The sequence below is a fragment of the Meiothermus sp. genome, assembly GCF_026004115.1.
Classification (GTDB): Bacteria; Deinococcota; Deinococci; order Deinococcales; family Thermaceae; genus Meiothermus.
Window position 1 is genome coordinate 1,570,232 of record NZ_BPIM01000001.1, and the last position, 22,913, is coordinate 1,593,144.

The following is a 22,913-nucleotide window of genomic DNA, read 5'->3' on the forward strand; positions in this document are numbered from 1 at the left end:
ATGGTGCGTCATCTGATTGTCTTCAACACTGAGGCCTCAGAAGCGGAAGTGTGGCAGATGTTCGAGCAGGCCCGCAGGGTATTGGGCCAGATTCCGGGGGTGGTGGGTTTTGAGCTGGGCAAGGCGTTGGGGGCGACCGCGCGCTACCGCTACGTACTGGTGGTGGATTTTGCCGATGAGAACGTAATTGATCTTTATCGCGATCACCCTTTGCATCAAGCTTTTGCCGATGGGATCTTCAGACCCATGGCCCCAGACCGCCTTACCACCGATTTCCTAAGGCTCTACCCGGAGGCTTCGTGACGACAGAGGTGCTTCGCCGACTGCCTTACGCCGAGGCCGAACCCAAAGCCCGGCGGGTGTTGGTGGACGGCTATGGTGAGGGGTTGGTGCTGGAAGGGATGGGGGGCTTCTACGGGCTTTACTACCTGTTTGGGCTACTGGGCCTGCGCGAACCCCAGCCCTCCTACCCGCCCGACTGGGTGGAAGGCCCCCGGGCCAGCCTGGAAGACTTCTGGCCCCCTTACCAGATGGCCCACTGGCTCGAGCAAAACGGCTATAACCTTTTCATCAACGAAAGCAAGTAGGAGGTTGGAATGCCCGGTGTTGCCCGTGAGTATGACGAGCTCGCCTACCGTGAGGCCCGTAGCCGGGCCGTGCGGCAGATGGTGGATGGTTTTGGCGAAGTCCTGGTGCTGCACGACGAGCACGGTTACTGGGGTCTTTACTACTTTTACTGGAGCCAAGAACCCCCGCCTGAGGCCAAGCCCCACTGGATGGAAGGCCCGCTCAAGGAGCCCGGCGACTTCCGCCCACCCTATATCGTCAAGACCTGGATGGAAGAAAACGGCTACGAGAGTTTTCAGAATGACCTGGACTAGCAATGGTAGAACCCCGCCTCAACCGTTTGTTGGCCTCCGATGGCCGTTGCTTGGATGTGGCCGTTGATCACGGCATCTTTGGGGAGCTGGCTTTTCTGGCGGGCCTCGAGCGCTTAGCCCAGGCGGTGCAAACCCTGGTGGAAGCAGGCCCCGATGCCCTCCAGCTTGCCCCTGGGCAGGCCCACTGGCTTCAACGGATACCCGGCAAGCACAAGCCGGCCCTGGTGCTGCGGGCCGATACCACCAACGCCTACGGCCCGGTTCCGCCTCCGGTTGTTTTTGCTGAGCTGGCCGAGGGGGCTGTGGAGCAGGCCTTGCGGCTGGATGCGGCCTGTGTGGTGGTGAATTTGCTTTGGTTGCCGGGACAGGCAGAGCTATACCGGGATAGCCTCAAGAACGTGCAACGTCTGAAGGTAGAGGCCGAGCGCTACGGGATCCCCCTGATGGTGGAGCCTTTGGTCATGCAACCTGGAAAGGAGGGCTACGCGGTGGACGGGGATGTGCGCAAAATTATCTCCCTGGTGCGCCAGGCGGTGGAGCTGGGGGCCGATGTGATCAAAGCCGACTTCACACAGAATATTGAAGACTACTACCGGGTGGTGGAGGCTGCCTCGAGCAAGCCGGTCTTGGTGCGGGGTGGGGGTAAAGTGGACGAGATCACCCTGTTAGAACGCAGCTACCAGGTCATGCGTCAGGGGGCCAGGGGCCTGGTGTATGGGCGGAACATCCTGCAACACCGGAACCCCCGGGGCATGGTGCAGGCCCTCATGCAGATTGTGCATCAGGATGCCACCCCCGAGGTAGCGCGGATCGCCCTGTCGGTTGAGGCATAATGGTAGCGGAATGGTAGCGAACCTCGAGCGCCTTGGAACGGGGGTTCTGCCCCCCGACGACCCCTTGCGGGTGCAGCTCCACAACGAACTGCACGCCCGGCCCACCCCGCGCATCCGCTTGCCTGCGCTGGTGCTCCAGGTAGCGGTGCGGCACGAAGGGGTGAGCCGCGAAGACGAGCTCGAGCACCTTCGCCGGCTGGCGGGTCTGGGGGAGCTCGAGCTCGACCAGCTTGCCGGTACCTACCTACGCCTGCGCTTGGCCGGGGGCTCGTTGCGCTGGGAGCGGCACACCGAGTTCAGTACCTATACCCTGGTGCAAAGCCTGCCGGGCCTCGAGGTTACCCCCGAGACCGATCTGCTTAATCACGTCATCGTGGATCCAGACTGGCTTCGCGGCATTCCGGGTCGTACCCTTGCAGCACTCAAGCTGATTATGCTCGAGGGGCCGGTCGAAAAAGCCCTGGAAATTGCCCGGCCCTGGTTTGCGGGGGGAACGGTGGTAGCCTCGGTGATGGGCCGGAACGGCCATAGCTGCGTTGTAACCGACTTTCGTCTGCGCTCCAATGGCTTTGAGCGCATGGTGGTGGTGGCCCCGGCGGGCACCAGCGAGACCCGGGCAGGCCGCATTGCCGCCCGGCTGCTCGAAATCGAGTCCTACCGGATGATGGCCCTCTTGGGCTTTCCGGTGGCGCGGGGCTTGCGGGAGATGCTTTTGGAGTCGGAGCAGGCCCTGGCCCAGATTACCGCCCGTATCCGCGATACCAACCGGGCCGACGCCGAGTTGCTGGATGAGCTCGAGGCCCTGGCCGCCCGCATCGAGCACGCCATTGCCGAACACAGCTACCGCTTTAGCGCCACCGCTGCCTACCACGCCCTGGTCAAGGCCCGCCTGGCCGAGCTGCGTGAGACCCCCATCCCCGGCACCCAGACCCTCGGCGAGTTCCTACAACGCCGCTTCAGCCCAGCCATGGCCACCGTGGAGTCCACCGCCAGCCGCCTGATGGCCCTCTCCCAGCGCATCGAGCGGGCCGGGGCGCTGCTGCGTACCCGCGTGGACATTGCCCTGGAAACCCAGAACCAGGAGCTCTTGAACAAACTCCGGCGCGGCCAGGAGATGCAGTATCAGCTCCAGCGCACCGTAGAGGGCCTCTCCATTGCGGCCATCTCCTACTACGTGGTGGGCTTGCTGTACTACCTGTTCAAAGCGGGAAAAGAAGTGGGCCTGCCCCTCTCGCCCGAGCTGGCCGCCGGGCTGACCATTCCAGTGGTGGTGTTGGGGGTGTGGTGGCTTACCCGGCAGATCCACCACCGGCTGCTGGGGCGGTACCAGGGGGATTAGAGCGCGCTTCGCCTATTTTGAGCCATCTGGCTTTAAGAAAGCTCTGTACTAGACAGAACAGTGGCCGCCCATCCAGAAGGATTCTCAACCCCGCATAGCTCAATCTTTATGAAACGCACTCTACTTTGAGCGGGTTTTTGAGGGGGCTTTCCTGTGGCTTTCTGGTGCCTGCTTTCGCAAGGGCAGGGTGAACGGCGGCCAGTCCATGCGGGCCGTGGTGTTATAGATAAACTCTCTGACAAAGGGCCACATGTTAATGGGCAGGTTGATTTCTTTGAACACCTCGAAGTAGCCAGCAAAGCCTTCGGATTCGGGTTGAAGTTTGCTCGAGTACCAAAAACCAAAACTAACCTCAATGCTACCCTGCTCTGCCTGACTATCCTGGTCTACTACAACCAACCTGAACTGGCCTACTGCCTCGAAACCATCCTCCTCTGGCCGGTAGCTATAACTCTCCTCGAGCCCCACTTGGCTACGGAGTGGGTTAGGGCTGGCTTCCAAGGCTTGTACGCTGGCCTCTATTAGTCGTACCCTCCGCAGCTCCAGGCCGTTCACAAAATGGTTGTACTGCTTTGGGGTAGGCAGTTTGGGTTTGCTAACCTTGGATGGCATAGCCGTTCACTTCCACGCGCGAGTACTCCGTAAAAAACCCCGACTGCTGGCTTCGGTATTCAAAGCGGTAGGCCTCCCAGTCGTCCATGCGCCGTTGCAGGGCAAGCACGCATTCCTGTAAGCTTCTAAGCTCGTGTCGCACAGCACGCAGCGCACTGGCCTCAGAAAGCAAGCCCACAATGTGCTGATTCAGGCTCACCCCCTCGACCTCGGCCCCTTCAGCCAGACGGCGGTGCAGGCTGGGGGGCATCCGCACCAGTACCTTGCCGCCGTAGTTGCGCTCGGTGGAGGGCAGGGGAATTTCGTCGCCGTGCTCGTAGGCCACCTCGAGCCACAACTGACGGGCCTCCTCGATCATAGCCAGGGCTTCTTGTGCGGTCTCGCCCACTGAAACACAGCCCGGTAGATCGGGAATTAGAGCGGTGTAGCCTCCCTCGGCCTCTTTTACCAGGGTAATGGGATAGCGTAAGCCCAGGTAGTACTCCAAAGGCTTGCGCCCAACCTCCATTTTCATTCTTCCTCCTCCCCTATGACCTTTAGAACTTGCTTGAGGTAAGTGGTTTTGACTACCTGACCACCGTGCTTGGGAACGGTCAGCTTCCGGCCATCCGGGTGCCGAAAGATATGGTGGCTACCGTTGGCGCGCTTCTCGATAAAGCCATACGCCCGCAGCACCCGTTCCACTTCCTCATAACGCATCTCAGGTGGCAGACGGCGCATCTTTTCGAGCAGTTTTTCTAGCTGGCCCATCTACCACTTTCCTGCTATGATATTACAAATAATATCACTTGTCTACGCTAACGGACACCCGATGCACAGGAGCATGTTGATATACGGTTGAGCTGCCCGATCAAGGGTTCCCCCGACATAGCCTACGAAGCCAGCATCCCCCGCAGCGCTTCGGCAGCCGGGTTGCCCGCCTCCGTGGGGTAAAACAGCCAGAAAAGCCGCCTGAGTTCCATGCCCTTGATGCGCAAGGCCCGCAGGTTGCCCACCTTTACGTTGGGGCGTACCACCACGTTCGAGACGATGCCCACCCCGGCCCCCTCGAGCACCAGCCGCTTGGTGACCTCGTGGTTGTCGGTGTAAAAGACCGGGTTGACCTCGAGGCCGGCCTGTTCTAGGGCCGAGCCCAGCACCCGGAAGGTCATGGCTCCCGGTTCCCGCACAATCAGCGGAACCTCGGCCAGGTGTTCGGGGGTTATTTCTTCCTTTCGAGCCCAGGGGTGCTCGGGCGGTACAATCACCACCAGCTCGTCTTCGTAAAAAAGCTGCCGCTCGAAGCCCTCGATATGCTCCACTGCCTCTACCACGGCCAGCTCAATTTCGCCCTGCATGAGCCGCTGGGTCAGCCGCTCGGAGCTGCCACTCTCTAGCTTAATGCGAATATCGGGATAGAGCCTTTTGAACTCGGTCAGGTAGCGGGGCAGCACATACACCGCCATGGTGGTCGAGGCACCAATCTCTACCCGCCCGCGCTCGAGGCGCTCCAAAGCCTGTGCGGCCTGCACAAACTCCTCCAGCGCCTGCACGGCCCGCCGGGCTTCGGGCAGCAAGTCCTGCCCGGTTTTGGTCAGCACCAGCCGGCGGCCCTGGCGGTGGAAGAGGGCCCGGCCAATCTGGGTTTCCAGGGCCCGCAGGTGCTGGCTCACACCCGGCTGGGTCATACCCAGGCTCAGGGCGGCCCGGCCCACACTGCCCTCCTGTACCACACACAAAAACACCCGCAAGGCCTGGGGGTTTGGAAAGGGGCGACGTTCAATCATAAGTATATATTATCAAAAAACTTAAATATAAACTTGCACTATTTATCACAAGCTTCTACCCTGAAGCGTACCAGAGGAGGTGAGCATGATCGTCACGGAACGCCCCACGCGCAACCTATCCCTCGATTTGTTGCGCAGCACCGAAGCCGCAGCCCTGGCTGCGGCCCGCTGGGTGGGGCTGGGCAACAAAAACGACGGTGACCAGGCCGCAGTAGATGCCATGCGGCTGCTGCTCGGCACCATTCCCATGCGGGCCCGGGTGGTCATTGGCGAAGGCGAAAAGGACAAGGCCCCCATGCTCTACAACGGCGAGGAACTCGGCACCGGCGAAGGCCCCGAGACCGAGCTGGCTGTAGATCCCATCGAGGGCACCCGCTTGGTGGCCCATGGGCGGCCTGGGGCCATCAGCGTGATTGCCGCTGCCGAGAAAGGAGGGCTGTTCAACCCCGGCCCCGGTTTTTACGCGGCCAAGCTGGTAGTGGGCCCCGAGGCCCGCGAGGCCATTAACCTGGCGGCCAGCCCGGAGGAGAACCTGCGCTCAATAGCCAAGGCCCTGGGCAAGCGGGTGCGCGAGCTCACGGTATTTGTGCTGGACAAGCCCCGCCATGCCCGGCTCATCGACCAAATTCGCCATGCCGGTGCGCGGGTCAGCCTGCACACCGACGGCGATGTGGCCGGGGCATTGGCGGCAGTGCTGCCCGATACCGGCATCGACGTGCTGATGGGCACCGGGGGCACCCCAGAGGGGGTTATTGCGGCGGTGGCCGTGAAGGCTTTGGGCGGGGGCATGCAGATGCGCCTCGACCCCCAGAGCGAAGAGGAGCGCTGGGCCCTGGTGAACAGCGAGTACAGCCCCCAGCGGGTTTATACCTTAGAGGAACTCTGCCCAGCCGAAGACACCCACTTTGCCGCTACCGGCATTACCGACGGGCAGTTTTTGCGCGGGGTGCGCTACCGCGACCACCACGCCATCACCCACAGCCTGGTGATACGCGGTCACACCGGCACTTTGCGCTATATCGAGTCTTACCACCGGTTGGAAAAGCTTCGCGCGATAAGCGGGGAGCTTTACTAAAAAAGGAGGCAAAATGGCACTGGGATACGCAGGTAAAAGCACTGGAAAGTACGCTAAAGCAGGCGTGCGCGAGTACCGCGAGATGGGCTACTGGCGGCCCGACTACGAACCCAAAGAGACCGATACCCTGGCTTTGTTCCGCATCACCCCCCAGCCTGGAGTGGAGCCCGAAGAGGCTGCCGCAGCAGTGGCTGGGGAGTCCAGCACCGCAACCTGGACGGTAGTCTGGACCGATCGCTTGACCACCCTCGAGCGCTACCAGGCCAAGGCCTACAAGGTCGAGCCGGTTCCTGGCAACCCCGAGCAGGTCTTCGCCTACATCGCCTACGACCTGGCCTTGTTTGAGGAGGGTTCCATTGCGAATATGACCTCCTCCATCATCGGCAACGTTTTTGGTTTCAAGGCAGTTAAGGCTTTGCGGCTCGAGGATTTGCGTATTCCGGTGGCCTACCTCAAAACCTTCAAGGGGGCTCCCCACGGTATCCCGGTAGAACGGGATATGCTCAACAAATACGGTCGCCCCATCCTGGGCGCTACGGTCAAACCCAAGCTGGGTCTTTCGGGGCGCAACTACGGGCGGGTGGTCTACGAGGCTTTAGCAGGCGGCCTCGACTTTACCAAAGATGACGAAAACATCAACTCTCAGGCTTTTATGCGCTGGCGCGACCGTTTCTTGTACTCTCAGGAGGCAGTCATGCGGGCCGAACAGGTCTCAGGCGAGCGCAAGGGCCATTACCACAACGTAACCGCTGCGGATATGGAGGAGGTGCTGCGCCGGGCCGAGTTCGCCAAAGAGATAGGCTCCATCATCATCATGGCTGACCTCACCATGGGCTATACGGCCTTGCAGACCCTCTCCAACTGGTGCCGCAACAACGGGATGATCCTGCATCTGCACCGGGCCTCGCACGCCACCTTTACCCGCCAGAAAAACCATGGCATCAATTTTCGGGTGCTGGCCAAATGGATGCGGATGCTGGGTGTAGACCATATCCATGCCGGTACGGTGGTGGGGAAGCTCGAGGGAGATCCCAATCTAACCAAAGGCTATTACGCCATCTTGCGTGAACAGTACAACCAGTACGACCCTGTGCGCGGTATTTACTTCGACCAAGACTGGGGCTATCTGCCGGGCGTTATGCCAGTGGCCTCGGGAGGTATTCATGCAGGCCAGATGCATCAGCTCTTGGATCTTTTCGGCGACGATGTGGTCTTGCAGTTCGGCGGAGGAACCATCGGACACCCCATGGGCATAGCGGCAGGGGCTACAGCCAACCGGGTAGCTGTAGAGGCCATGGTAATGGCGCGCAATGAAGGACGCGACATCCTGGTGGAGGGCCCTGAGATTCTGCGCCAGGCTGCAAAACATTCGCCTGCTCTGGCGGCAGCCCTCGAGGTTTGGAAAGATATCACCTTCGACTTTACCTCTACGGACACCCCCGACTTCGTACCCACACCGACGATGTAATAAGGGAGGTTCTAAATGCGTATCCACCAAGGTACTTTTTCTTTTCTGCCCGATCTGACCGATGAGCAAATCGAGAAACAAATTGCCTATATCATCCGCAACGGTTGGGCAGTTGCAATCGAATACACGGATGATCCGAACCCCTACAACACCTATTGGAACATGTGGGGCTTGCCCATGTTCGACTTGGAAGACCCCGCAGGGGCTATGTACGAGTTCAAAAAGTGTCGGGAGGCCTTCCCCAAGCACTATATCAAAGTTAATGGTTACGACTCATCGCCCATGTGGCAGGCCCAACGCGTGAGCTTTATAGCTCACCGGCCTACCTCAGAGGATCCCGGCTTCCGCTTGAACCGCCTGATCTGGTCGGATGGTCGTGTACAGAAATATGGCCTCGAGCCTTACGTGATCGATAAGCCAGAAGGCGAGCGGTATTGAACTTTTCTAGCCCGTCCTTTGGCCCCGGGCCAGGGACGGGTTCATTCTAACGGGAGGCTCTATGACCGATACTGTGAACACCGCCGACCTCAAGGCCTTGCTGCGACAGACCGGGGTACCCGAGGTGCTGGAGCGCCTGGAGCGGGAGTTGGTGGGGTTGATTCCGGTCAAGACCCGTATCCATGAAATAGCAGCTTACCTGGTGGTGGATAAGTTGCGCCGTGAGCTGGGATTGGAGGCGACCCGCCCGGTGTTGCACATGGCTTTTACGGGCAATCCTGGTACTGGCAAAACCACCGTGGCCATGCGGATGGCCACCATCCTGCACCGGCTGGGCTACATCCGCCGCGATCACCTGGTGGTGGCCAGCCGCGACGACCTGGTCGGCCAGTACATCGGCCACACCGCCCCCAAAACCAAGGAGATCTTGAAGCGGGCCATGGGCGGCGTTTTGTTCATCGACGAAGCTTACAGTCTCTATCGCGCCGAGAACGAAAGAGACTACGGTCAGGAGACCATTGAAATTCTACTGCAGGTAATGGAAAACCAGCGGGAGGACTTGGTGGTGATCCTAGCCGGTTATGAAGACAAGATGGAGCAATTTTTTGCGCTCAACCCTGGAATGCGCTCGCGTATTGCTCACCATATTCGCTTTCCCGATTACACCGAAGAGGAGCTAGTGGCCATCGGCAAGCTGATGATTGCCGAGCAGAACTACTACCTGGATGAATTGGCAGAGCGAGCTTTCGTGGAGTATGTGCGGTGTCGCAGGATGCTGCCCAACTTTGCCAATGCCAGGAGCATTCGCAATGCTATCGACCGCTTTAAGCTACGTCAGGCCAAACGACTCTTCGAGCAGGCGGGCCAGGTTACTGCGGACGACCTGCGTCGCATAGCTGTGGAAGACATACGGGCCAGCGAGGTTTTTCGCGAGTGTCAGGAGTTAGAGAAAGGAGGGGAGCATGCCCCATAGACCTTTTATGCTGGGCATCGCAGGTGACTCGGGGGTGGGCAAGACCACCATCAGCAGCGGCATCGCCCGCTTGCTGGGGCAGGAGCGCACCACCAACATCTGCGTGGACGACTACCACAAATACGACCGCAAGCAGCGGGCCGAACTGAAAATCACCCCACTCAACCCCGAGTGCAACTACATGGACATCATGGAGCAGCACGTGCGGCTACTGTCATTAGGTGAGCCCGTCCTCAAACCTGTGTACAATCATGCTACAGGTACCTTTGATCCCCCCATTTACATTCCACCCCCAAGGGCCATCAAAGATCATGCTCGACTGATTCCTCGAGCGGTCGTTTTGGAGGGCTTGTTGACCCTCTTTTCTGAGCCCATGCGCGAGCGCTACCACCTGAAGGTCTATTTAGACCCCGAGGAAGACCTGCGCCGGGAGTGGAAGGTCAAGCGCGATGTGGCCAAGCGGGGCTACACCCCCGAGCAGGTAGTGGCCGACATCGAGCGGCGGATGCCCGACTCCAAAGCCTTCATCTGGCCCCAGAAGGAGTATGCCGATATCGTCGTGCGTTTTTACCGGCCCGAGGGCTACGACCCCGAGAAGCCCAGCACCCTCTCGGTGCGCATCACCCTCAAGCGCAGCCTGCCTAAGCTCGACCTGACCGAAGTGCTGCACTCGGCTTACGAAGACGAACCCTCGGTGATAAGGCTCGAGGCCCGCAAAGAGGCCGATATCCTGGATATTTCCGGGGGTATGGAACCAGAGCGGGCAGCGGTCTTCGAGCGGCTTATCTGGGAGCAGCTCGGCCAGCACGCCGAGCACTTTAACCCCGAACTTATCGGTACCTTCTGGGACAAAGGGGGGCAGAGCTACCCGCTGGCCCTGACCCAGCTCGTCATCGCGTATTATCTGGTACATATGCGCGAGCAGGCTATCCAAAAAGGAGCCCTGGCCTATGCCTAAACTGCGGGTGGCCCCTTCCATCCTCACCGCGGACTTTGCCCGTCTGGGTGAGCAAATCCAGGAGGCCGAGGCGGCAGGGGTGGACTGGATTCACCTCGATGTGATGGACGGGCGCTTTGTGCCCAATCTGACCTTTGGCCCGCTGGTGGTGGAAGCCATCCGCAAGGTCACCGGGCTGCCCCTGGATGTGCACCTGATGATTGTGGAGCCCGAGCGCTACCTGAAGGACTTTGCCCAGGCCGGTGCGGACTGGATTACCGTGCATGCCGAGGCCACGCCCCACGCCCACCGGGCGGTGCAGCAAATCAAAGAACTAGGCAAGAAGGCCGGACTGGCCCTCAACCCGGCCACGCCGCTGGAGGCCATGCTGCCCTTGCTGCCCGAACTCGACCTGGCCCTCCTGATGAGCGTGAACCCCGGCTTCGGCGGGCAAAAGTACATCCCCGCCAGCACCGAGCGCATCCAGCGCCTGCGCGGCCTGCGCGATCACCTGAACCCTGGTTGCCTGATCCAGGTCGATGGGGGCATCAAGCCCGAGAACGTGGCCACGGTCTATCGGGCCGGGGCCGATGTGGTGGTGGTAGGGAGCGCTTTGTTCAACAAGCGGCCGGTGGCCGAAAATATGGAGAAACTGCTAGGAGAAGTGTATGCCGTTGGTCCTAGGTAAAGACGTCCTCGATAAGGCGCGGCGTGAAGGCTATGCTGTGCCCAGCTTCAACACCAACAACTTAGAGACTACCCAGGCCATCCTCGAGACCGCCGAAGCCCTCAGGGCCCCGGTCTTCATTCAGGTTTCCGACGGTGCCCGCAAGTATGCGGGGCTGGAAAACCTCTCCAACCTGGTGCGCGACATGGCCAGCCGGGTGAGCGTGCCGGTGGCGCTGCACCTTGACCACGGGGCCGACTACAAGATGGTGCTTCAGGCGCTGCGGGCTGGCTTCACCAGCGTGATGATTGACGCCTCGCACCACCCCTTTGAGGAGAACGTACACGAGACTAAAAAGTGCGTGGAGGCCGCCCATGCGGTGGGGGTAAGCGTAGAGGCCGAGCTCGGCCGCTTGCAGGGTATCGAGGATAACATCGTGGTGGAGGCCAAAGATGCTTTCCTCACCGACCCTGAGGAGGCCGTGCGCTTTGTGGAGGCCACCGGCATCGACTACCTGGCCATTGCCATCGGCACTTCGCACGGGGCCTACAAGGGCAAGGGGCGGCCCTACATCGACCATGTCCGGCTCGAGCAGATTGCCGCCCGGGTCTCCATTCCCCTGGTGCTGCACGGCTCTTCTGGTGTGCCGCAGTGGCTCAAGGACAAAATGCGCGCCACCGGGGCCGACCTCGGCGACCCCACCGGCATCCACGACGAAGACGTGCGCAAGGCCATTCCCAACGGCATCGCTAAAATCAACATCGATACCGACCTGCGCCTGGCTTTTACCGCTGGTATCCGCGAGGTGGTGGTGGGTAACGCCAAGGAGTTCGACCCGCGCAAACTGCTGGGCAAGGGCCGCGAGTACCTGAAGCAGGTCATTAAGGAAAAGTTCGAACTGATGGGCACGGTGGGGCGGGCCTAGACTTCGCTCTAGCCTTATGCAGGAATAGAATCTCCTGTAGCTGGCCGACATGGCTATCTGGATGTAATACCGGATTCAAAAAGATAGTCATTCAAACTAAAAAATCCAGAGGCTATCTTTTTGAATCCCAGAGCACTCCTTTCAGTCGGGTTAGTTCGTCACTGTTCAGTAACGAACTAACCGAATCTGGTATAACGTAGGGGAGTCCTTAGGGCGGGCGTTTTGATGAGTCGTGTTGAGCAGTTGATCCAGAGCGTGCTCTGGCAGGCCCGCTGGGTCATGCTGATACCGGTGGTGGGGCTGCTGGCGGGTGCGGTCTATTTTGCGGTGCAGACCGGGATCGAGGTATGGCGGGCGCTGGGCTCGGGTAGCCTGGAAAAGGCCCTACCCATGATGGTGAGCGCGGTAGATTTGGCTCTCCTGGCCTCGGTGCTGATCATCTTTGCCCTAGGGCTCTACGAACTCTTCATTGCCGAGGTAACCCGGCTCGAGGGTAGCCTGAATAACGTACTGCGGGTACGTAGCCTCAGCGATCTCAAGACCAAGCTGGGCCAGGTCATTCTGATGATTTTGGTGGTGAAGTTCTTCGAAAAAGCCCAGGCGTTTTCGCCCAAGGTGGCGCTGGACTACTTCTTCTTTGCTGGCGCGGTTGCCCTTCTGGGGGCGGCCTTGTGGCTGGTACAGGCCGAAAAATCCGGTAAATAACCTTTAGTTATCGTTCAGATAACCCGGGGTGGCTTGCAAACCGATTTTTAGGGCGCATACTATAGGGTGGAGGTGATATAACTTGCTCAAGCGCAATATTTCCTTTCTTTCGGCTGTTTTGCTGTGGGGCCTGGTAGGCTACCTGTTTAGTGCTCAGACTGCTGCGGCCCAGGCCAGCCCCCTCTATGCCCAGTGCCAGGGCTGCCACCAGCCCACCGGTGCCGGCATCCCGGGGGTCTTTCCACCGCTGGCGGGCCATGTGCCCGATATTCTGGCCGCCAAAGGGGGCCGCGAGTTTCTGATTCAAGTGCTGCTTTACGGCCTGCAAGGCCAGATTACCGTCAAGGGTGCCAAGTACCAGGGCGCTATGCCGGCCTATGCGCAGCTCAAGGACGAAGAGATTGCCGGCCTGCTCAACCACATCTCGACCCAGTGGGGCAACAAGTTTCCTGCAGGCCAGCAAGCCTTCACCGCTGCCGAGGTTAAGGCCCAGCGGGCCAAGACCATGACCGCGGCGCAGGTGCTCGAAGCCCGCAACAAGCTCGGTCTCAAGTAGCTACACCTTGAAACTAAGCCCGGACATTTCTTCCGGGCTTTTTTGTATGTTCTGCCAGAGCGGGTCGCGCGGGCTATCCGGCCTTGATATAGGCATAGCCCTTGGCTTGCAATTCGGCCACAGCCCCGACCCCCGATGGCACCCACTTGATGAAATCGTCCGAGCGCAGTTTGCTTTCAGGAATGTTGTTGCGGGCGAAAGTGATCTGGCAGACGTAGTACTCCACCCCCAGGGAAGCCAACTGTTTGATGCGGCTGAAGATGGCCTCCTGATCGAACTTTTCGGCTGTCCAGGCCTGGGGCAGGCCCTCGAGGTCTTTCAGAAAAAACTTGATCCCCTGCCCGTGGACTACCATCACCAACTTCAGCTTGAAGGGGTCGTTGTCGTAGACCGACAGGTGGTTGCTCATGTTGGTCAGGGTCTGGGCAAAGCGGTCTGGCGTGCCGTAGTCGCAGTGATAGAGGGCGGCCATGGGTGTTTCTTTTTTGAACTGGCTATAGTTGAGCTTATCGTTGGCCTGGGCCTGGAACAAAGGCAGGGCACCCAGCCAAGCAGCCATCCGAATCAACCCGCGGCGATCCACAGACTTCATACCTATACCTCCTTTGTGTATAAGGGCATACTAGAACGATGCAGAGTACTGGTCAATAGCAGCGGCTCGCAGTATAGCCAAAGAAAATCGGTAGGGCGTAAAATTGGCCCTACCGTTTCTAAATTGTGCTTGAAAAGCGTAATCAGATGATCTTACGCAGAATCATGGCAATCTGGCCCTTGCTTAGCTCCGTATCGCCTGCAGCGGCCTGGGTCTCCCAGGCGTTCAGGTACTCTTCCAGCACCACGCTGGCCACCGAGTCCATGGCTTTGCGGGTGGCCTGAATCTGATCTAAAAGTTCATCAAAGGGCCGCCCCTTCTCGGCCATGCGTTGCAGGCCCCGCACCTGGCCCTCGATGCGCTTGAGGCGCCGGAGAATCCCCTCCAGGGTTTCGGGGTCGGTGAAGGTGCCATCTAGCTTGGGTTTTCCCGGGGTCATGCCGCCCCTCCGCTCACAGCCGCTCTTGCAGCCACTCAGGGGTAATTTTCAGGAAGAAGCTATTGAGCTGGGTGTAGGTGCCGGTGAGTAAGAGAAGTCCTACCGCAATCAGCACCACCCCGGCCACAATCTCCACCGCGTGGGAAAGCCTGGATGCGCGCTTGAGGAAGGCTCGAGCCCGTTCGGCAAAAAAGGCCACCAGCAAGAAGGGCACGGCCAGCCCCAGGATGTAGGCCACCAGCAGGTGCACCCCTCCACCGGTTGCGGTAAGGGTTAGGATGCCCCCCAGAATGGGGCCGATGCAGGGCGTCCAGCCCAGCCCCAGCACGATGCCCAGCACAAAAGCCCCCCAGGGGCGGTCGGTAGGGCCTTCGTAACGCAGGTTCACGCCCCACTTGGGCTTGAGGCCCAGCATATAAAGCCCCAGCAGAATCAGCACCCCACCCCCAATGCGGCCCAGCAGATCGCGATGCTCAAAGAGCAGTCCACCCAGCAGGGTGAAGGGCAATCCCAGCAAGAAGAAGATGGCTGAAAAGCCCAGCACAAAGAAAACCGCATTGCGCAAAGGGCGACCCTGCTGGCCCCCCAGGTATAGCAAATAGGTAGGCACCAGAGGAAGCACGCAGGGCGATAGGAAGGAGAGGATGCCTGCCAGAAACGCGATGGGAAGGCTCAGAGTCATAGGTTAGGCTCGAGGTAGTTCTTCAAACAGGTTGGTCCAGACATTGACCACCTGGCCGCCCCCGCTGGTCTGACCGGTTTCAATGGTTTTGACCACCTGTAGAGAGCGCATGTCCAGCTTGTACAGGTTGCCGTCGGCATTGGATACATAGCCAAAACGGCCGTCTCGGGTAAAGACCACGTGTCCCATACGGCCCTTACCGATAACCAGATCCTTAAGTGTTCGCAAGCCCGCAATGTCAATCACCGTGATCACGTTGTTGCCATAGTTGGTAGCAATAGCCCGCCTACCATCGGGGGTGTTGTAGGCGTGTCCTACCCCCGTGCTGGCGCAGCTCACCCGGTGAAGCAAACGCTTGCTGCGGGCGCTGTAAAAAGCCACTTCCCGACCTCGCAGGTTGTTGCCCGGGCCTCGGTTCAGGGCCATAAAGTAGCGACCGTCTTGTGTAAAGTTGCCGTGATGTGCTTCGACGGCCTCTTCACCGATCAGGGGCATATCCATCTGGGCTATCACTGGCAAGTCGGGTTTGGTCAGGTCATATACCACAATGCCGGGCTTAACCTGGTTACTGCCCTCATGAATGAGCCAAAGCTCCTTCCCATCCGGGCTAATACAAGGGTAGTGAGGTACGCTGGGCGAGCGGAAGGTGCGTGCGGACCAGTCGGTTGTGTCTACCACAATGAGCCGGTCGTCCACCCGATCTACGCTGTAAAAGTAGCGGCTGTCCCAACTCCAGGCATTGTGCATGGAGGTGACACCCTTGGGCTGGTTCTGCACCGGTATTTCCAGCACCTGCTCGATGGTGTCGTCGGCGGTTCGGATAAAAACCAGGCGGAGTTTGCCCTCGCTCAAGCCCCAGTGATCGACCCCTACCCGCTGGCCATTGGGGCTAACCAGGCCATGTTTGGGGCGGTTGCCGGTTTGTAGCACCTTGGCTACACGCAGGTTTTGCAGGTCGAGTACCACCACCCGGGTTTCCCCCTCCGCTGCCCCACTTACGTAGACCTTTTGGGCATCGGGGGTCATGCTACCCAGGGTTGCGCCTCGAGCAGTATCAAGGCTGGCCACCACCTGATCGGTGCGGGTATCCACCACGTAGGCCTTGGCGTTGGCGTTGAGGAAGACCACGTAATCCGACCAAACCACCGGGGTGGCCTGGGCCTGGGCTTCTTGTCCAGACTGCGCCACAGCAAGGCCAGCAGCGGTCAGCCCAAGGGTTTTTAAAACTTCACGACGGTTGATCTCGCTCATCTGACCTCCTGAACCTCGGCTAGGTTTTATCCGAACCAGAACAAAAAAAACTTATCCCAGCACCGGACAGCTGGTGGGCACTTTGGTGTGCTCGGCGTAGGGGAGAACGGTGGCTTTGGCCACTTCCTCGCGGGCCCGGGCGGTGGTGCGGAACAGGTCACGCAGGTTCTGGGCCTGGGCCCGGAAGAACTCGTCGAACTGGGGGTTGCCCAGGAAGCCTGTGGCGTAGGCTTCGTCCTTGGCAGGGTCGTACTCGAGGACCACCGCCGCCAGAGCATGGGGAGCCGGCCCGCCCTTCACCTCGCCGCCTTTGGTCACATCAAAGGCTGAAAGGTGCGAGCAGCAGACCATGCGGGCCCCCCGGTTTCCCTCGGGTTTGTAGTAGCCCATGGCCCCCAGGTTGGGGGCAGCGTAGCTGTAGGCGTGGGGGCAGATGCTGGTGTAGGCTACCACGCTCTTGCGCGGCCCCACCCCGCCCGTCCAGCGGTAGTTTTTGCCGTCGGGCATTTTAACGTCTACCGGCGCGAGCTCAGCGTCCACATTGACCAGGATGTTGGGGGTGGCCGCGAAGGGGTAGGCGAACACAAAAGGCTCGTGGGGCTTCAGGCTGCTCAGTTTGAAGGGGTTGCCGGCTTTGTCTACCAAAAGCGCCTTGGGGAAGGGGTTGGCGCTGCTTTGGGCCCGGACGAACTCGAGCATCCCCAGCGGCGAGAACTTGAGCAAAAGGCCCAGCGAGGTGCCTCTGGCTAGTAAATCAAGAAAGTTGCGACGGTCCATGCAAATACCTCTAGGGGAGCTTGAGCCAGGGGAAGCGCTTCTGGGTGCCGGGATCAAGCTCCAGCAGGGCTCGGGCTGGCATCTGCACCTTGGGCAGGGTCTGCGCGTTCATGGGCTCGCTTTCGTCAATAACGCCATTCTGGTAAAGAATGTAGGCCACCACCGCATACACTTCATCGTTGCTCAGGATGCCGGGGGTGGCAAAGGGCATGGCTCGGCGGGTGTAGTCGAAGAGGGTGGTGGCGTACTGCCAGTAGTTGCCAATGGCAAAGTCCACCGAGTCGGTTTCTTTGGTAATGGGGAAAGGCTCGGAAACCAACCGGGTAAAGGCCCCGCCCTCACCGGTTGCACCGTGACAGCCTGCACAGTGGGTGGCATAGACCTTGGCCCCCTCGTCTACGGTTCCCTGGCCTGGGGGGAGTCCTATGCCATTAGCCAGAATGGAGGGCCGGATGTTCCACTCCTGCACCTCTTGCTCGTTGAGGGGGGTGCCGATCTGGTAGCGCCCCTGGGCCAGCACCAGGGCCGAAAGGGCCAGGGCCGAAAGGGCCAGGTAGAACCACTTGCGCCGCATCAGGACTCACCTCCACAGCCGCCCCGGCCCACTGCGCCGAGCTGGGCGGGTGCACCCGCTAAGGTCTTGTCGCCGTTGACCACCTTGCCGTCGGCGCCAATCCGCCAGGCCTGGATGGCGTTGTAGTGGTAGCGGTTGTTGCGGGCCCACTTGGCAAAGAACTCCTCCTGGGTGGGCTGGGTATTGCCTTTTTCGTCCCAGGCCCGGCTCATAATGACCGTTTCCTTACCGTCCCAAACCCAGTTGTACTTAAAGCGCACCACCGATAAAGCGTCGGGGGCGGGCTCGAGGCTGGCTTGCTTCCAGGATTTACCGCCGTCCAGCGAAATTTCCACCCGGCGAATGCGTCCGTGGCCGCTCCAGGCCAGGCCGCGAATCTCGTGGAAGCCCCGCTGAATCTGCTGCAACCCCGAAGGATAAGTGATGATAGATTCCGGATCCATCACCCAGGTGAAGGCGTAGATTTTGCCATCGGCCATCACATCGGTGTACTCCGAGGTTTCGTCCTTGCTCATGACCGGAGTATCGGTCACCTGGATGCGCCGCAACCACTTGACCTGGATGCTCCCCTCCCAGCCCGGCACCACCAGCCGCACCGGGTAGCCCTGCTCGGGCCGGATGGCCTCGCCGTTCTGGGCGTAGGCTACCAACACGTCGTCCAGGGCCTTTTCCAGCGGCAGGCTGCGGGTGTAAGCGGCGGCGTCCTGGCCTTCGGGAATCAGCCAGCGCGCTCCTTCCTTGAGGCCGGCCTCTTTGAGCAAAATGGAGAGGGGCACCCCCGTCCAGGAAGAGTTCGAGACCAGCCCCCGGCTGCGGGTGGCGGTGAGGGTCATGTCGGGAGGGTTGCGGTAACCGTTTTGCCCATTGCCTGCGCACTCGATGAAGTAGGTGCGGGTTACTGAGGGGAAGCGCTTGAGGTCTTGCAGGGTGAACATTAAAGGCCGCTCGACCATCCCGTGAATTACCAGCCGGTAGTCCGCGGGGTTCACGTTGGGCACCCCGCCGTGGTGCCGCTCGAAATGCAGCGAGCTGGGGGTGATGATGCCCTCGAGCTTCTCCAATGGGGCAAAGTCGGCGCCGGTGTGGCGGCTGCGCAGGTTGGGGGAGATGTAGCGAATTACATCCTTCTCGAACTCACTGCGCTCTCCGTACTCGCGCAAGGTAGCTCCCAGCACCTTCATGGTATCGGTGGCGCCCTGGGGAATTTTGCTCTGGGCCTGGCCCCCAGAGAGCTTGACGAAAGCTCCGGCAGCCGCCCCTTTGCTCAAGAGTTGCAACAGCTTACGACGATTCATCCGGTGTGTTCTCCTATAGCGGGGTGGGACGGGGCCCGTTCCACCCCGGATTGCAGGCTCAGGCGCCTGGGCCAAACATGTCGCCCCACAGGCCCCTGGCCCATTCAAAAGCGAGGGCCCCATTGGGCTTGGAGCGGTTGTTGTCTACGGTGGATTGTTGCCGAACCTGGCGGGCAGCTTCGTCCCAGTTGTGCTTATGCGAGACCCAGATGGACTCCTCGCTGCTCACAAAGCTATAGCAGATGTTGTCGGGAAGTGGGTTGGGAATCTCGGCTACCTGCTTGCCCGCAATGCGCTGGGCGATGTGGTCGGCAATGATCTTGCCGTCGTTGTAGGCCACCTGCCCGCTCTTGGGGTAGGGCACGTTGCCGATTACGTCGCCAATAATGTAGACCCGGTCGTCTCGGTCAGAGAGGAAGGTAGGCAGCCGCACGTTGGCCCAGCGGTCGCCCAGCCCGGCCGTGCGAACAATGTCCCCAGCCTTCATGGGCGGGATGATGTTGGCCAGGTTGAACTTGAACTCACCCAGCGGGGTTTTGACCTCCTTCTTGGCGTAGTCAATGGCCGTGACCTCGGCCTGGGGGATGTACTGGATGTAGTCTTTGTAGAGGTCGTTGTAGGCCGCGGTGAAGCCTGGGCCCTTGGAGATGGGGCCAGGGTTGGCGTCCAGCACGATCACCTTGCCCTTGATCTGGTTGGTTTTAAGGTAGTACGCCAGCATGGCCGCCCGCTCGTAGGGGCCAGGGGGGCAGCGGTAGGGGGGCTTGGGAATGGCCAGCACCAGGTCGCCCCCTTCAAAGTTGTCGATCTGACGCTTGAGGGCGATGTGCTCCCAGGGTTTGAAGCCCACTGGCATGAACTGCTTGACTTCGTTGTAACCCTGGATGGCCTCATACATGTAGTCGATGCCCGGCGAGACCACCAGGTAGTTGTAGAAGATGATGCCGCTGGTGGTGCGCACGTAGCGGCCGGCCCGATTAACCTCGATGGCCCGTTCGTTGACGATGGTGACCCCGGCCTTGGCCACGTTGGCGTAATCAAAGACGATGAAATCGAGGTCTTTGACCCCCCCCAGGTACAGGTTGCTCATGGGGCACGACATGAAGGCGGGGTTCTTCTCGATCAACACCACCTCGATGTTGGGGTTTTTGCGGCGCAGGTGGCGGGCCGTGCTGATCCCCCCCCAGCCCCCGCCGATAATCACCACCCGGTTGCCCCGGGCTGGCCCCAACACGCTGCTGGGCTTGCTGAAGAACTCCTGGGCAAAAGCGCTACTGGCTGCAGCAGCTCCCGCTACCGCACCTGCCTTGAGAACCTTCCGACGCGTTACCTTGCTCATGCTTCCTCCCATAACCCGAGCCATCCCGGAGACGGCACCTCCGGCAACTTTCGCAAGCTTGGGCTTAGCCTTCAGTTTATCAGATACAGTCCAGACCTGCGAAAGCCATAACGGGCGGTTATATCACTTATTGCTGGGGGCGATAGGGTTGGCCACCCACCCCCTCCAGAATCTGGCTCATAACCCGCCGGGCCTCCTGGAGCATCCCCATCGTGGTCTGGTTTTGGGCCACCCCGGGCATGATGCCCATCAGCATGGGTTCAATGGCCCCCACCAGGGCTCCGCCGGGCATGGGCGCCACGAAGAAACGGCAAGGCGCGGCAAAGCCGCCGGCGGGCTGGGTCATGAACATGTGGTAGGCCCACTCGCTTTTGCAGGGCTGGATGCCCACCACGTTGCCCATCTTGACCGAGGGCAACACGTTGAGGCCATTGTTGCCGAGCTCGCTCTCGATGAGTAGGGTGAGTTCGTCCACGTTGCCGCCCTCCACCATGTACATGAGGGCCGGCATCATGCCCGAACTGGGATCAGGCATCATGGCCGGTGCCACTTTGCGGGGCAAGCCCAGGCTGGCGATAACCGCTTTGAGCTTGGCCCCCAGCAGACGGCTTTTGGTATTTTTGACCCCCAGCATGGCAAACATCAGGTCGGGGTCGAAGGTACCCACCGTTACCACACCGGGCCTGGCCGCGTGCACGTAGATGGTAGGCGGCAGGATGATGGCGGTCATGACGTTTTCCTGCACGGCAGCCAGTGCCCCGGCTTCGGGCTCCAGAACCAACAGCAGGTAATCTGGGAAGTCGGCCTTGAAGTTTTTGACCTGGCCGCCCAGGTTCAGGGTACGGGCGACCTTGAGCCCCTGGGCACTCACAGCCGCCTCGACACGGGCCTGGGTATCGGCTACGCTTACCCCACGCAGGGTGGTTTCCAGTGATTGTGCCAGCGCTGACAGGGACAGGATAAAACCGAATAGCAATAACCACTTGACCTTCATATGCCTCCTCTATGGCTTTTGGACAGGCAGATTCTGCTCGAGCCAGCTACGAAAGCCACCGTTGAGGTTCTTTACCTCTTTGTAACCCAATGCCCGCAGATAGGCGGCGGCTACCGCGCTCACGTGCCCGCTGCCGCAGTAGACCAGGATGGGCTTGTCCTTTTCTTTGGGCAGTTCGCTCAGACGGTCGGGGAGCTGACTGATGTGGATGTGCACTGAGTTGGGTAAGAAGCCCCTCGAGCGTTCCTCGGTGGTGCGAACATCCAGGATAAAAGGCTCAAAGACCTCCACAAAATCTTTGGCCTCGGCGGCGTAGAGCAGGTAGCTGGCGGGGTTAATCTTCTTGATGAAATTGCCCATGTCCTGCAGCGAGGAAGGGGCCATCTCCTGGGCAAGGCCCAGGCTTCCCAGAAGCACCAGCAGTATCCAACCTCTACGCATATACACCTCCTAACGGGTAAAGCCCGGCAGCTCGGTGAACTTGTTTTTGCCCTTGGTGGCCTCGGCCAGCATGTAGGTGGAAAGGGCAATCATGGGCTCGGAGTAATGGTCGGGTGGGTGAATGCCCACCGACTCGTAGCAGAAGGCAATCCGGTCTTGCAGGGTATAAAGTTTATCGGCCTCGAAGCGGTAGGCCGGCCACTCGTTGGAGAGGCCCTGGCGCGGGCTGCGCACCGGGGAGAGCCGCACTTTACCGCCGGCGTAGCTGTCGTGGCAGATGGCACAGTTCATGTCGCGGTCGCCGGCCCGGTGGTACCAGAGCTCCCGGCCCAGGTTGTACATGGCGATCTCCTGCGAAGTTTTGGGCACCACGTTGATGGGCATCTCGGTGGACTTGGAGGCCACGAAAGCGGTGAGGGCCTTCACGTCTTCGCGCTTGATGTCTTGCGGGCGGAAGCCCTGAAGATTCACCATGCAGCTCACGATGCGGGTCTCGAGGTCTTCTACCCGCCGGGTGTCGGCAAAGTAGCGGGGCAGTTGGGTCAGGGCGCCCTCGAGCTTCCCCGGCCCCAGGCCAAAGTCGCAGGCCTCGAGGCTCGCGTTCTTGGGGCCTCGCTTCTGAGCGAACAGCTCCTCGCCCTGGGCGGCATACAGTTCGCCCGGTAGAATACCGGCGGTCTGACGGAACAGCTCCCGCTGCCGTTCGGCTTCCTTGTAGGGGTCTACCTCTTGCTGCTGGGTGAGGGCGATGCTCAAGCCCAACCCCAGCGCCAACAAAAATCCAATCCACAGGCTGCGGTTGCGCATGGTTTCACCTCTTGGCGTTCACCGGCGAGGCCGGGTCGAGCAGGAACGCGGTTACGTGGGCGGTTTCTTCCGGGGTCAGGATGCCGTGGTGGCCGGCCCGGTACATCAGCGAGCAGGGCATGGTAGCCCAGGCGTTGTAAATCTTGTCGTAGGTGTACTTGACCACCGCTTCGCTGGTGCCGCGCTGCCCATAGCCCACCAGTCCTGGCCCCATGCGCCCGGCCCCGGCCTCTTTGGGGTCGCCCGTGTGGCAGGCATAGCAGTTGCCCTTGCGGGGGTTGGTGAACAGGGCCTCACCCTGCTTCCAGTCGCCCATCAGTTTGCCGTCGGCGGGGTATTTGATGAGGGCCCGCTGGCGCTCGAGGAAGGCCCCCACTTCCTCCGGGGGCAGTTTGTCACGGTACTGCGAACACAGCGCCTGGTCACGGTCTTGCTTCATGGTTTCGGCAAACTTGCTACCGCCGCTGTTGATGGCCTGCTGAACGCGCTGCTGGAAGGGCCCCTGCTGAGACAGGGTGAGCCCCACGAGCAGCATGGCCAGTAACCC

Annotated in this window: 30 protein-coding genes; 14 read left to right on the top strand and 16 right to left on the bottom strand. The window is 60.4% G+C overall.

Features of this window, described 5'->3' with window-relative positions; genetic code table 11:
* From Q0X23_RS07495 to Q0X23_RS07515, 5 genes are read left to right on the top strand one after another with little or no spacing between them, the layout of a single operon-like run.
* Nucleotides 1-303, top strand: a complete 303-nt coding sequence (locus Q0X23_RS07495) for a Dabb family protein (protein ID WP_297859727.1) — start codon at nt 1-3, stop codon at nt 301-303.
* The gene (locus Q0X23_RS07500) at nt 300-587 is read left to right on the top strand and encodes an annexin VII (RefSeq protein WP_297859728.1); all 288 of its coding nucleotides are present in this window, start codon (nt 300-302) and stop codon (nt 585-587) included. Before Q0X23_RS07495 ends, Q0X23_RS07500 begins: the two co-directional genes overlap by 4 nt.
* A gap of 9 nt (nt 588-596) precedes the next feature.
* Nucleotides 597-881 (top strand): hypothetical protein, encoded by a 285-nt coding sequence (locus Q0X23_RS07505; protein ID WP_297859729.1) that lies wholly within the window; start codon nt 597-599, stop codon nt 879-881.
* A 2-nt stretch (nt 882-883) separates the two neighbouring features.
* On the top strand, nt 884-1,714 hold the full coding sequence (locus tag Q0X23_RS07510) for a class I fructose-bisphosphate aldolase (protein WP_297859730.1): 831 nt from the start codon (nt 884-886) through the stop codon (nt 1,712-1,714).
* Nucleotides 1,715-1,724: 10 nt separating this feature from the next.
* Nucleotides 1,725-3,053: a DUF3422 family protein gene (locus tag Q0X23_RS07515; RefSeq protein WP_297859731.1), complete on the top strand. Its 1,329-nt coding sequence runs from the start codon at nt 1,725-1,727 to the stop codon at nt 3,051-3,053.
* A 120-nt stretch (nt 3,054-3,173) separates the two neighbouring features.
* Here Q0X23_RS07515 and Q0X23_RS07520 read toward each other — a convergent pair whose 3' ends face one another.
* The 4 genes from Q0X23_RS07520 to Q0X23_RS07535 all read right to left on the bottom strand — a co-directional run bounded on the left by Q0X23_RS07520 (nt 3,174) and on the right by Q0X23_RS07535 (nt 5,431).
* Nucleotides 3,174-3,608, bottom strand: coding sequence for a hypothetical protein (locus Q0X23_RS07520; protein WP_297859732.1), 435 nt, complete (start codon nt 3,606-3,608; stop codon nt 3,174-3,176).
* Nucleotides 3,609-3,648: 40 nt separating this feature from the next.
* Nucleotides 3,649-4,179 carry a type II toxin-antitoxin system HicB family antitoxin gene (locus Q0X23_RS07525; protein ID WP_297859733.1) on the bottom strand — a complete coding sequence of 177 codons (531 nt, stop codon included), beginning with the start codon at nt 4,177-4,179 and terminating at the stop codon, nt 3,649-3,651.
* Nucleotides 4,176-4,415, bottom strand: coding sequence for a type II toxin-antitoxin system HicA family toxin (locus Q0X23_RS07530; protein WP_297859734.1), 240 nt, complete (start codon nt 4,413-4,415; stop codon nt 4,176-4,178). Before Q0X23_RS07530 ends, Q0X23_RS07525 begins: the two co-directional genes overlap by 4 nt.
* 122 nt (nt 4,416-4,537) lie before the next feature.
* Nucleotides 4,538-5,431, bottom strand: coding sequence for a LysR family transcriptional regulator (locus Q0X23_RS07535; RefSeq protein WP_297859735.1), 894 nt, complete (start codon nt 5,429-5,431; stop codon nt 4,538-4,540).
* An 85-nt stretch (nt 5,432-5,516) separates the two neighbouring features.
* On the opposite strand from Q0X23_RS07535, the gene glpX reads away from it, so the two are divergent.
* The 9 genes from glpX (at nt 5,517) to Q0X23_RS07580 (ending at nt 13,175) form a co-directional block, all read left to right on the top strand.
* Complete coding sequence (gene glpX / locus Q0X23_RS07540) at nt 5,517-6,506, top strand: class II fructose-bisphosphatase (RefSeq protein WP_297859736.1); 990 nt, start codon at nt 5,517-5,519, stop codon at nt 6,504-6,506.
* 13 nt (nt 6,507-6,519) lie between these two features.
* Nucleotides 6,520-7,974 (top strand): form I ribulose bisphosphate carboxylase large subunit, encoded by a 1,455-nt coding sequence (locus Q0X23_RS07545; protein WP_297859737.1) that lies wholly within the window; start codon nt 6,520-6,522, stop codon nt 7,972-7,974.
* 15 nt (nt 7,975-7,989) lie between these two features.
* Nucleotides 7,990-8,412: a ribulose bisphosphate carboxylase small subunit gene (locus Q0X23_RS07550; RefSeq protein WP_297859738.1), complete on the top strand. Its 423-nt coding sequence runs from the start codon at nt 7,990-7,992 to the stop codon at nt 8,410-8,412.
* Between the two features lie 61 nt (nt 8,413-8,473).
* On the top strand, nt 8,474-9,385 hold the full coding sequence (cbbX, locus tag Q0X23_RS07555) for a CbbX protein (protein ID WP_297859739.1): 912 nt from the start codon (nt 8,474-8,476) through the stop codon (nt 9,383-9,385).
* Nucleotides 9,375-10,343, top strand: coding sequence for a phosphoribulokinase (locus Q0X23_RS07560; RefSeq protein ID WP_297859740.1), 969 nt, complete (start codon nt 9,375-9,377; stop codon nt 10,341-10,343). Before cbbX ends, Q0X23_RS07560 begins: the two co-directional genes overlap by 11 nt.
* Nucleotides 10,336-11,010, top strand: a complete 675-nt coding sequence (rpe, locus tag Q0X23_RS07565; protein ID WP_297859741.1) for a ribulose-phosphate 3-epimerase — start codon at nt 10,336-10,338, stop codon at nt 11,008-11,010. Before Q0X23_RS07560 ends, rpe begins: the two co-directional genes overlap by 8 nt.
* Nucleotides 10,991-11,914: a class II fructose-1,6-bisphosphate aldolase gene (gene fba, locus Q0X23_RS07570; RefSeq protein ID WP_297859742.1), complete on the top strand. Its 924-nt coding sequence runs from the start codon at nt 10,991-10,993 to the stop codon at nt 11,912-11,914. The genes rpe and fba overlap by 20 nt, the downstream gene beginning before the upstream one ends.
* A gap of 225 nt (nt 11,915-12,139) precedes the next feature.
* Nucleotides 12,140-12,619 (top strand): YqhA family protein, encoded by a 480-nt coding sequence (locus tag Q0X23_RS07575; protein ID WP_119340045.1) that lies wholly within the window; start codon nt 12,140-12,142, stop codon nt 12,617-12,619.
* A gap of 130 nt (nt 12,620-12,749) precedes the next feature.
* Nucleotides 12,750-13,175, top strand: a complete 426-nt coding sequence (locus tag Q0X23_RS07580; protein WP_374707471.1) for a cytochrome c — start codon at nt 12,750-12,752, stop codon at nt 13,173-13,175.
* Between the two features lie 73 nt (nt 13,176-13,248).
* Here the strand turns inward: Q0X23_RS07580 and Q0X23_RS07585 are convergent, their stop codons facing one another.
* The 12 genes from Q0X23_RS07585 to soxX all read right to left on the bottom strand — a co-directional run bounded on the left by Q0X23_RS07585 (nt 13,249) and on the right by soxX (nt 22,901).
* Nucleotides 13,249-13,767 (bottom strand): DsrE family protein, encoded by a 519-nt coding sequence (locus Q0X23_RS07585; RefSeq protein ID WP_297859744.1) that lies wholly within the window; start codon nt 13,765-13,767, stop codon nt 13,249-13,251.
* A 142-nt stretch (nt 13,768-13,909) separates the two neighbouring features.
* On the bottom strand, nt 13,910-14,206 hold the full coding sequence (locus tag Q0X23_RS07590) for a metal-sensitive transcriptional regulator (protein WP_297859745.1): 297 nt from the start codon (nt 14,204-14,206) through the stop codon (nt 13,910-13,912).
* 13 nt (nt 14,207-14,219) lie between these two features.
* Nucleotides 14,220-14,888, bottom strand: a complete 669-nt coding sequence (locus Q0X23_RS07595) for a cytochrome c biogenesis CcdA family protein (protein ID WP_297859746.1) — start codon at nt 14,886-14,888, stop codon at nt 14,220-14,222.
* Nucleotides 14,889-14,891: 3 nt separating this feature from the next.
* On the bottom strand, nt 14,892-16,139 hold the full coding sequence (locus tag Q0X23_RS07600) for a hypothetical protein (protein WP_297859747.1): 1,248 nt from the start codon (nt 16,137-16,139) through the stop codon (nt 14,892-14,894).
* 51 nt (nt 16,140-16,190) lie between these two features.
* Nucleotides 16,191-16,916 carry a Rieske 2Fe-2S domain-containing protein gene (locus tag Q0X23_RS07605; protein WP_297859748.1) on the bottom strand — a complete coding sequence of 242 codons (726 nt, stop codon included), beginning with the start codon at nt 16,914-16,916 and terminating at the stop codon, nt 16,191-16,193.
* Nucleotides 16,917-16,926: 10 nt separating this feature from the next.
* Nucleotides 16,927-17,490 (bottom strand): c-type cytochrome, encoded by a 564-nt coding sequence (locus tag Q0X23_RS07610; protein ID WP_297859749.1) that lies wholly within the window; start codon nt 17,488-17,490, stop codon nt 16,927-16,929.
* Nucleotides 17,490-18,785, bottom strand: coding sequence for a sulfite dehydrogenase (gene soxC / locus Q0X23_RS07615; protein WP_297859750.1), 1,296 nt, complete (start codon nt 18,783-18,785; stop codon nt 17,490-17,492). The genes Q0X23_RS07610 and soxC overlap by 1 nt, the downstream gene beginning before the upstream one ends.
* A 58-nt stretch (nt 18,786-18,843) precedes the next feature.
* Nucleotides 18,844-20,124 carry an FAD-dependent oxidoreductase gene (locus Q0X23_RS07620; RefSeq protein ID WP_297859751.1) on the bottom strand — a complete coding sequence of 427 codons (1,281 nt, stop codon included), beginning with the start codon at nt 20,122-20,124 and terminating at the stop codon, nt 18,844-18,846.
* Nucleotides 20,125-20,251: 127 nt separating this feature from the next.
* On the bottom strand, nt 20,252-21,118 hold the full coding sequence (locus tag Q0X23_RS07625) for a DUF302 domain-containing protein (RefSeq protein WP_297859752.1): 867 nt from the start codon (nt 21,116-21,118) through the stop codon (nt 20,252-20,254).
* 9 nt (nt 21,119-21,127) lie between these two features.
* Nucleotides 21,128-21,559 (bottom strand): rhodanese-like domain-containing protein, encoded by a 432-nt coding sequence (locus Q0X23_RS07630; RefSeq protein ID WP_297859753.1) that lies wholly within the window; start codon nt 21,557-21,559, stop codon nt 21,128-21,130.
* Nucleotides 21,560-21,568: 9 nt separating this feature from the next.
* Nucleotides 21,569-22,366: a sulfur oxidation c-type cytochrome SoxA gene (soxA, locus tag Q0X23_RS07635; protein WP_297859754.1), complete on the bottom strand. Its 798-nt coding sequence runs from the start codon at nt 22,364-22,366 to the stop codon at nt 21,569-21,571.
* A gap of 4 nt (nt 22,367-22,370) precedes the next feature.
* Nucleotides 22,371-22,901, bottom strand: a complete 531-nt coding sequence (soxX, locus tag Q0X23_RS07640) for a sulfur oxidation c-type cytochrome SoxX (protein WP_374707472.1) — start codon at nt 22,899-22,901, stop codon at nt 22,371-22,373.
* Nucleotides 22,902-22,913: the final 12 nt, after the last annotated feature.

Excerpts from the sequence above, each read along its gene's own strand:
- Q0X23_RS07495 (WP_297859727.1), top strand. The coding sequence starts at position 1 with ATGGTGCGTCATCTGATTGTCTTCAACACTGAGGCCTCAGAAGCGGAA.
- Q0X23_RS07505 (WP_297859729.1), top strand. The coding sequence starts at position 597 with ATGCCCGGTGTTGCCCGTGAGTATGACGAGCTCGCCTACCGTGAGGCC.
- Q0X23_RS07510 (WP_297859730.1), top strand. The coding sequence starts at position 884 with ATGGTAGAACCCCGCCTCAACCGTTTGTTGGCCTCCGATGGCCGTTGC.
- Q0X23_RS07515 (WP_297859731.1), top strand. The coding sequence starts at position 1,725 with ATGGTAGCGAACCTCGAGCGCCTTGGAACGGGGGTTCTGCCCCCCGAC.
- Q0X23_RS07525 (WP_297859733.1), bottom strand. The coding sequence starts at position 4,179 with ATGAAAATGGAGGTTGGGCGCAAGCCTTTGGAGTACTACCTGGGCTTA.
- Q0X23_RS07530 (WP_297859734.1), bottom strand. The coding sequence starts at position 4,415 with ATGGGCCAGCTAGAAAAACTGCTCGAAAAGATGCGCCGTCTGCCACCT.
- Q0X23_RS07535 (WP_297859735.1), bottom strand. The coding sequence starts at position 5,431 with ATGATTGAACGTCGCCCCTTTCCAAACCCCCAGGCCTTGCGGGTGTTT.
- glpX (WP_297859736.1), top strand. The coding sequence starts at position 5,517 with ATGATCGTCACGGAACGCCCCACGCGCAACCTATCCCTCGATTTGTTG.
- Q0X23_RS07545 (WP_297859737.1), top strand. The coding sequence starts at position 6,520 with ATGGCACTGGGATACGCAGGTAAAAGCACTGGAAAGTACGCTAAAGCA.
- Q0X23_RS07550 (WP_297859738.1), top strand. The coding sequence starts at position 7,990 with ATGCGTATCCACCAAGGTACTTTTTCTTTTCTGCCCGATCTGACCGAT.
- cbbX (WP_297859739.1), top strand. The coding sequence starts at position 8,474 with ATGACCGATACTGTGAACACCGCCGACCTCAAGGCCTTGCTGCGACAG.
- Q0X23_RS07560 (WP_297859740.1), top strand. The coding sequence starts at position 9,375 with ATGCCCCATAGACCTTTTATGCTGGGCATCGCAGGTGACTCGGGGGTG.
- rpe (WP_297859741.1), top strand. The coding sequence starts at position 10,336 with ATGCCTAAACTGCGGGTGGCCCCTTCCATCCTCACCGCGGACTTTGCC.
- fba (WP_297859742.1), top strand. The coding sequence starts at position 10,991 with ATGCCGTTGGTCCTAGGTAAAGACGTCCTCGATAAGGCGCGGCGTGAA.
- Q0X23_RS07575 (WP_119340045.1), top strand. The coding sequence starts at position 12,140 with ATGAGTCGTGTTGAGCAGTTGATCCAGAGCGTGCTCTGGCAGGCCCGC.
- Q0X23_RS07585 (WP_297859744.1), bottom strand. The coding sequence starts at position 13,767 with ATGAAGTCTGTGGATCGCCGCGGGTTGATTCGGATGGCTGCTTGGCTG.
- Q0X23_RS07590 (WP_297859745.1), bottom strand. The coding sequence starts at position 14,206 with ATGACCCCGGGAAAACCCAAGCTAGATGGCACCTTCACCGACCCCGAA.
- Q0X23_RS07595 (WP_297859746.1), bottom strand. The coding sequence starts at position 14,888 with ATGACTCTGAGCCTTCCCATCGCGTTTCTGGCAGGCATCCTCTCCTTC.
- Q0X23_RS07600 (WP_297859747.1), bottom strand. The coding sequence starts at position 16,139 with ATGAGCGAGATCAACCGTCGTGAAGTTTTAAAAACCCTTGGGCTGACC.
- Q0X23_RS07605 (WP_297859748.1), bottom strand. The coding sequence starts at position 16,916 with ATGGACCGTCGCAACTTTCTTGATTTACTAGCCAGAGGCACCTCGCTG.
- Q0X23_RS07610 (WP_297859749.1), bottom strand. The coding sequence starts at position 17,490 with ATGCGGCGCAAGTGGTTCTACCTGGCCCTTTCGGCCCTGGCCCTTTCG.
- soxC (WP_297859750.1), bottom strand. The coding sequence starts at position 18,785 with ATGAATCGTCGTAAGCTGTTGCAACTCTTGAGCAAAGGGGCGGCTGCC.
- Q0X23_RS07620 (WP_297859751.1), bottom strand. The coding sequence starts at position 20,124 with ATGAGCAAGGTAACGCGTCGGAAGGTTCTCAAGGCAGGTGCGGTAGCG.
- Q0X23_RS07625 (WP_297859752.1), bottom strand. The coding sequence starts at position 21,118 with ATGAAGGTCAAGTGGTTATTGCTATTCGGTTTTATCCTGTCCCTGTCA.
- Q0X23_RS07630 (WP_297859753.1), bottom strand. The coding sequence starts at position 21,559 with ATGCGTAGAGGTTGGATACTGCTGGTGCTTCTGGGAAGCCTGGGCCTT.
- soxA (WP_297859754.1), bottom strand. The coding sequence starts at position 22,366 with ATGCGCAACCGCAGCCTGTGGATTGGATTTTTGTTGGCGCTGGGGTTG.
- soxX (WP_374707472.1), bottom strand. The coding sequence starts at position 22,901 with ATGCTGCTCGTGGGGCTCACCCTGTCTCAGCAGGGGCCCTTCCAGCAG.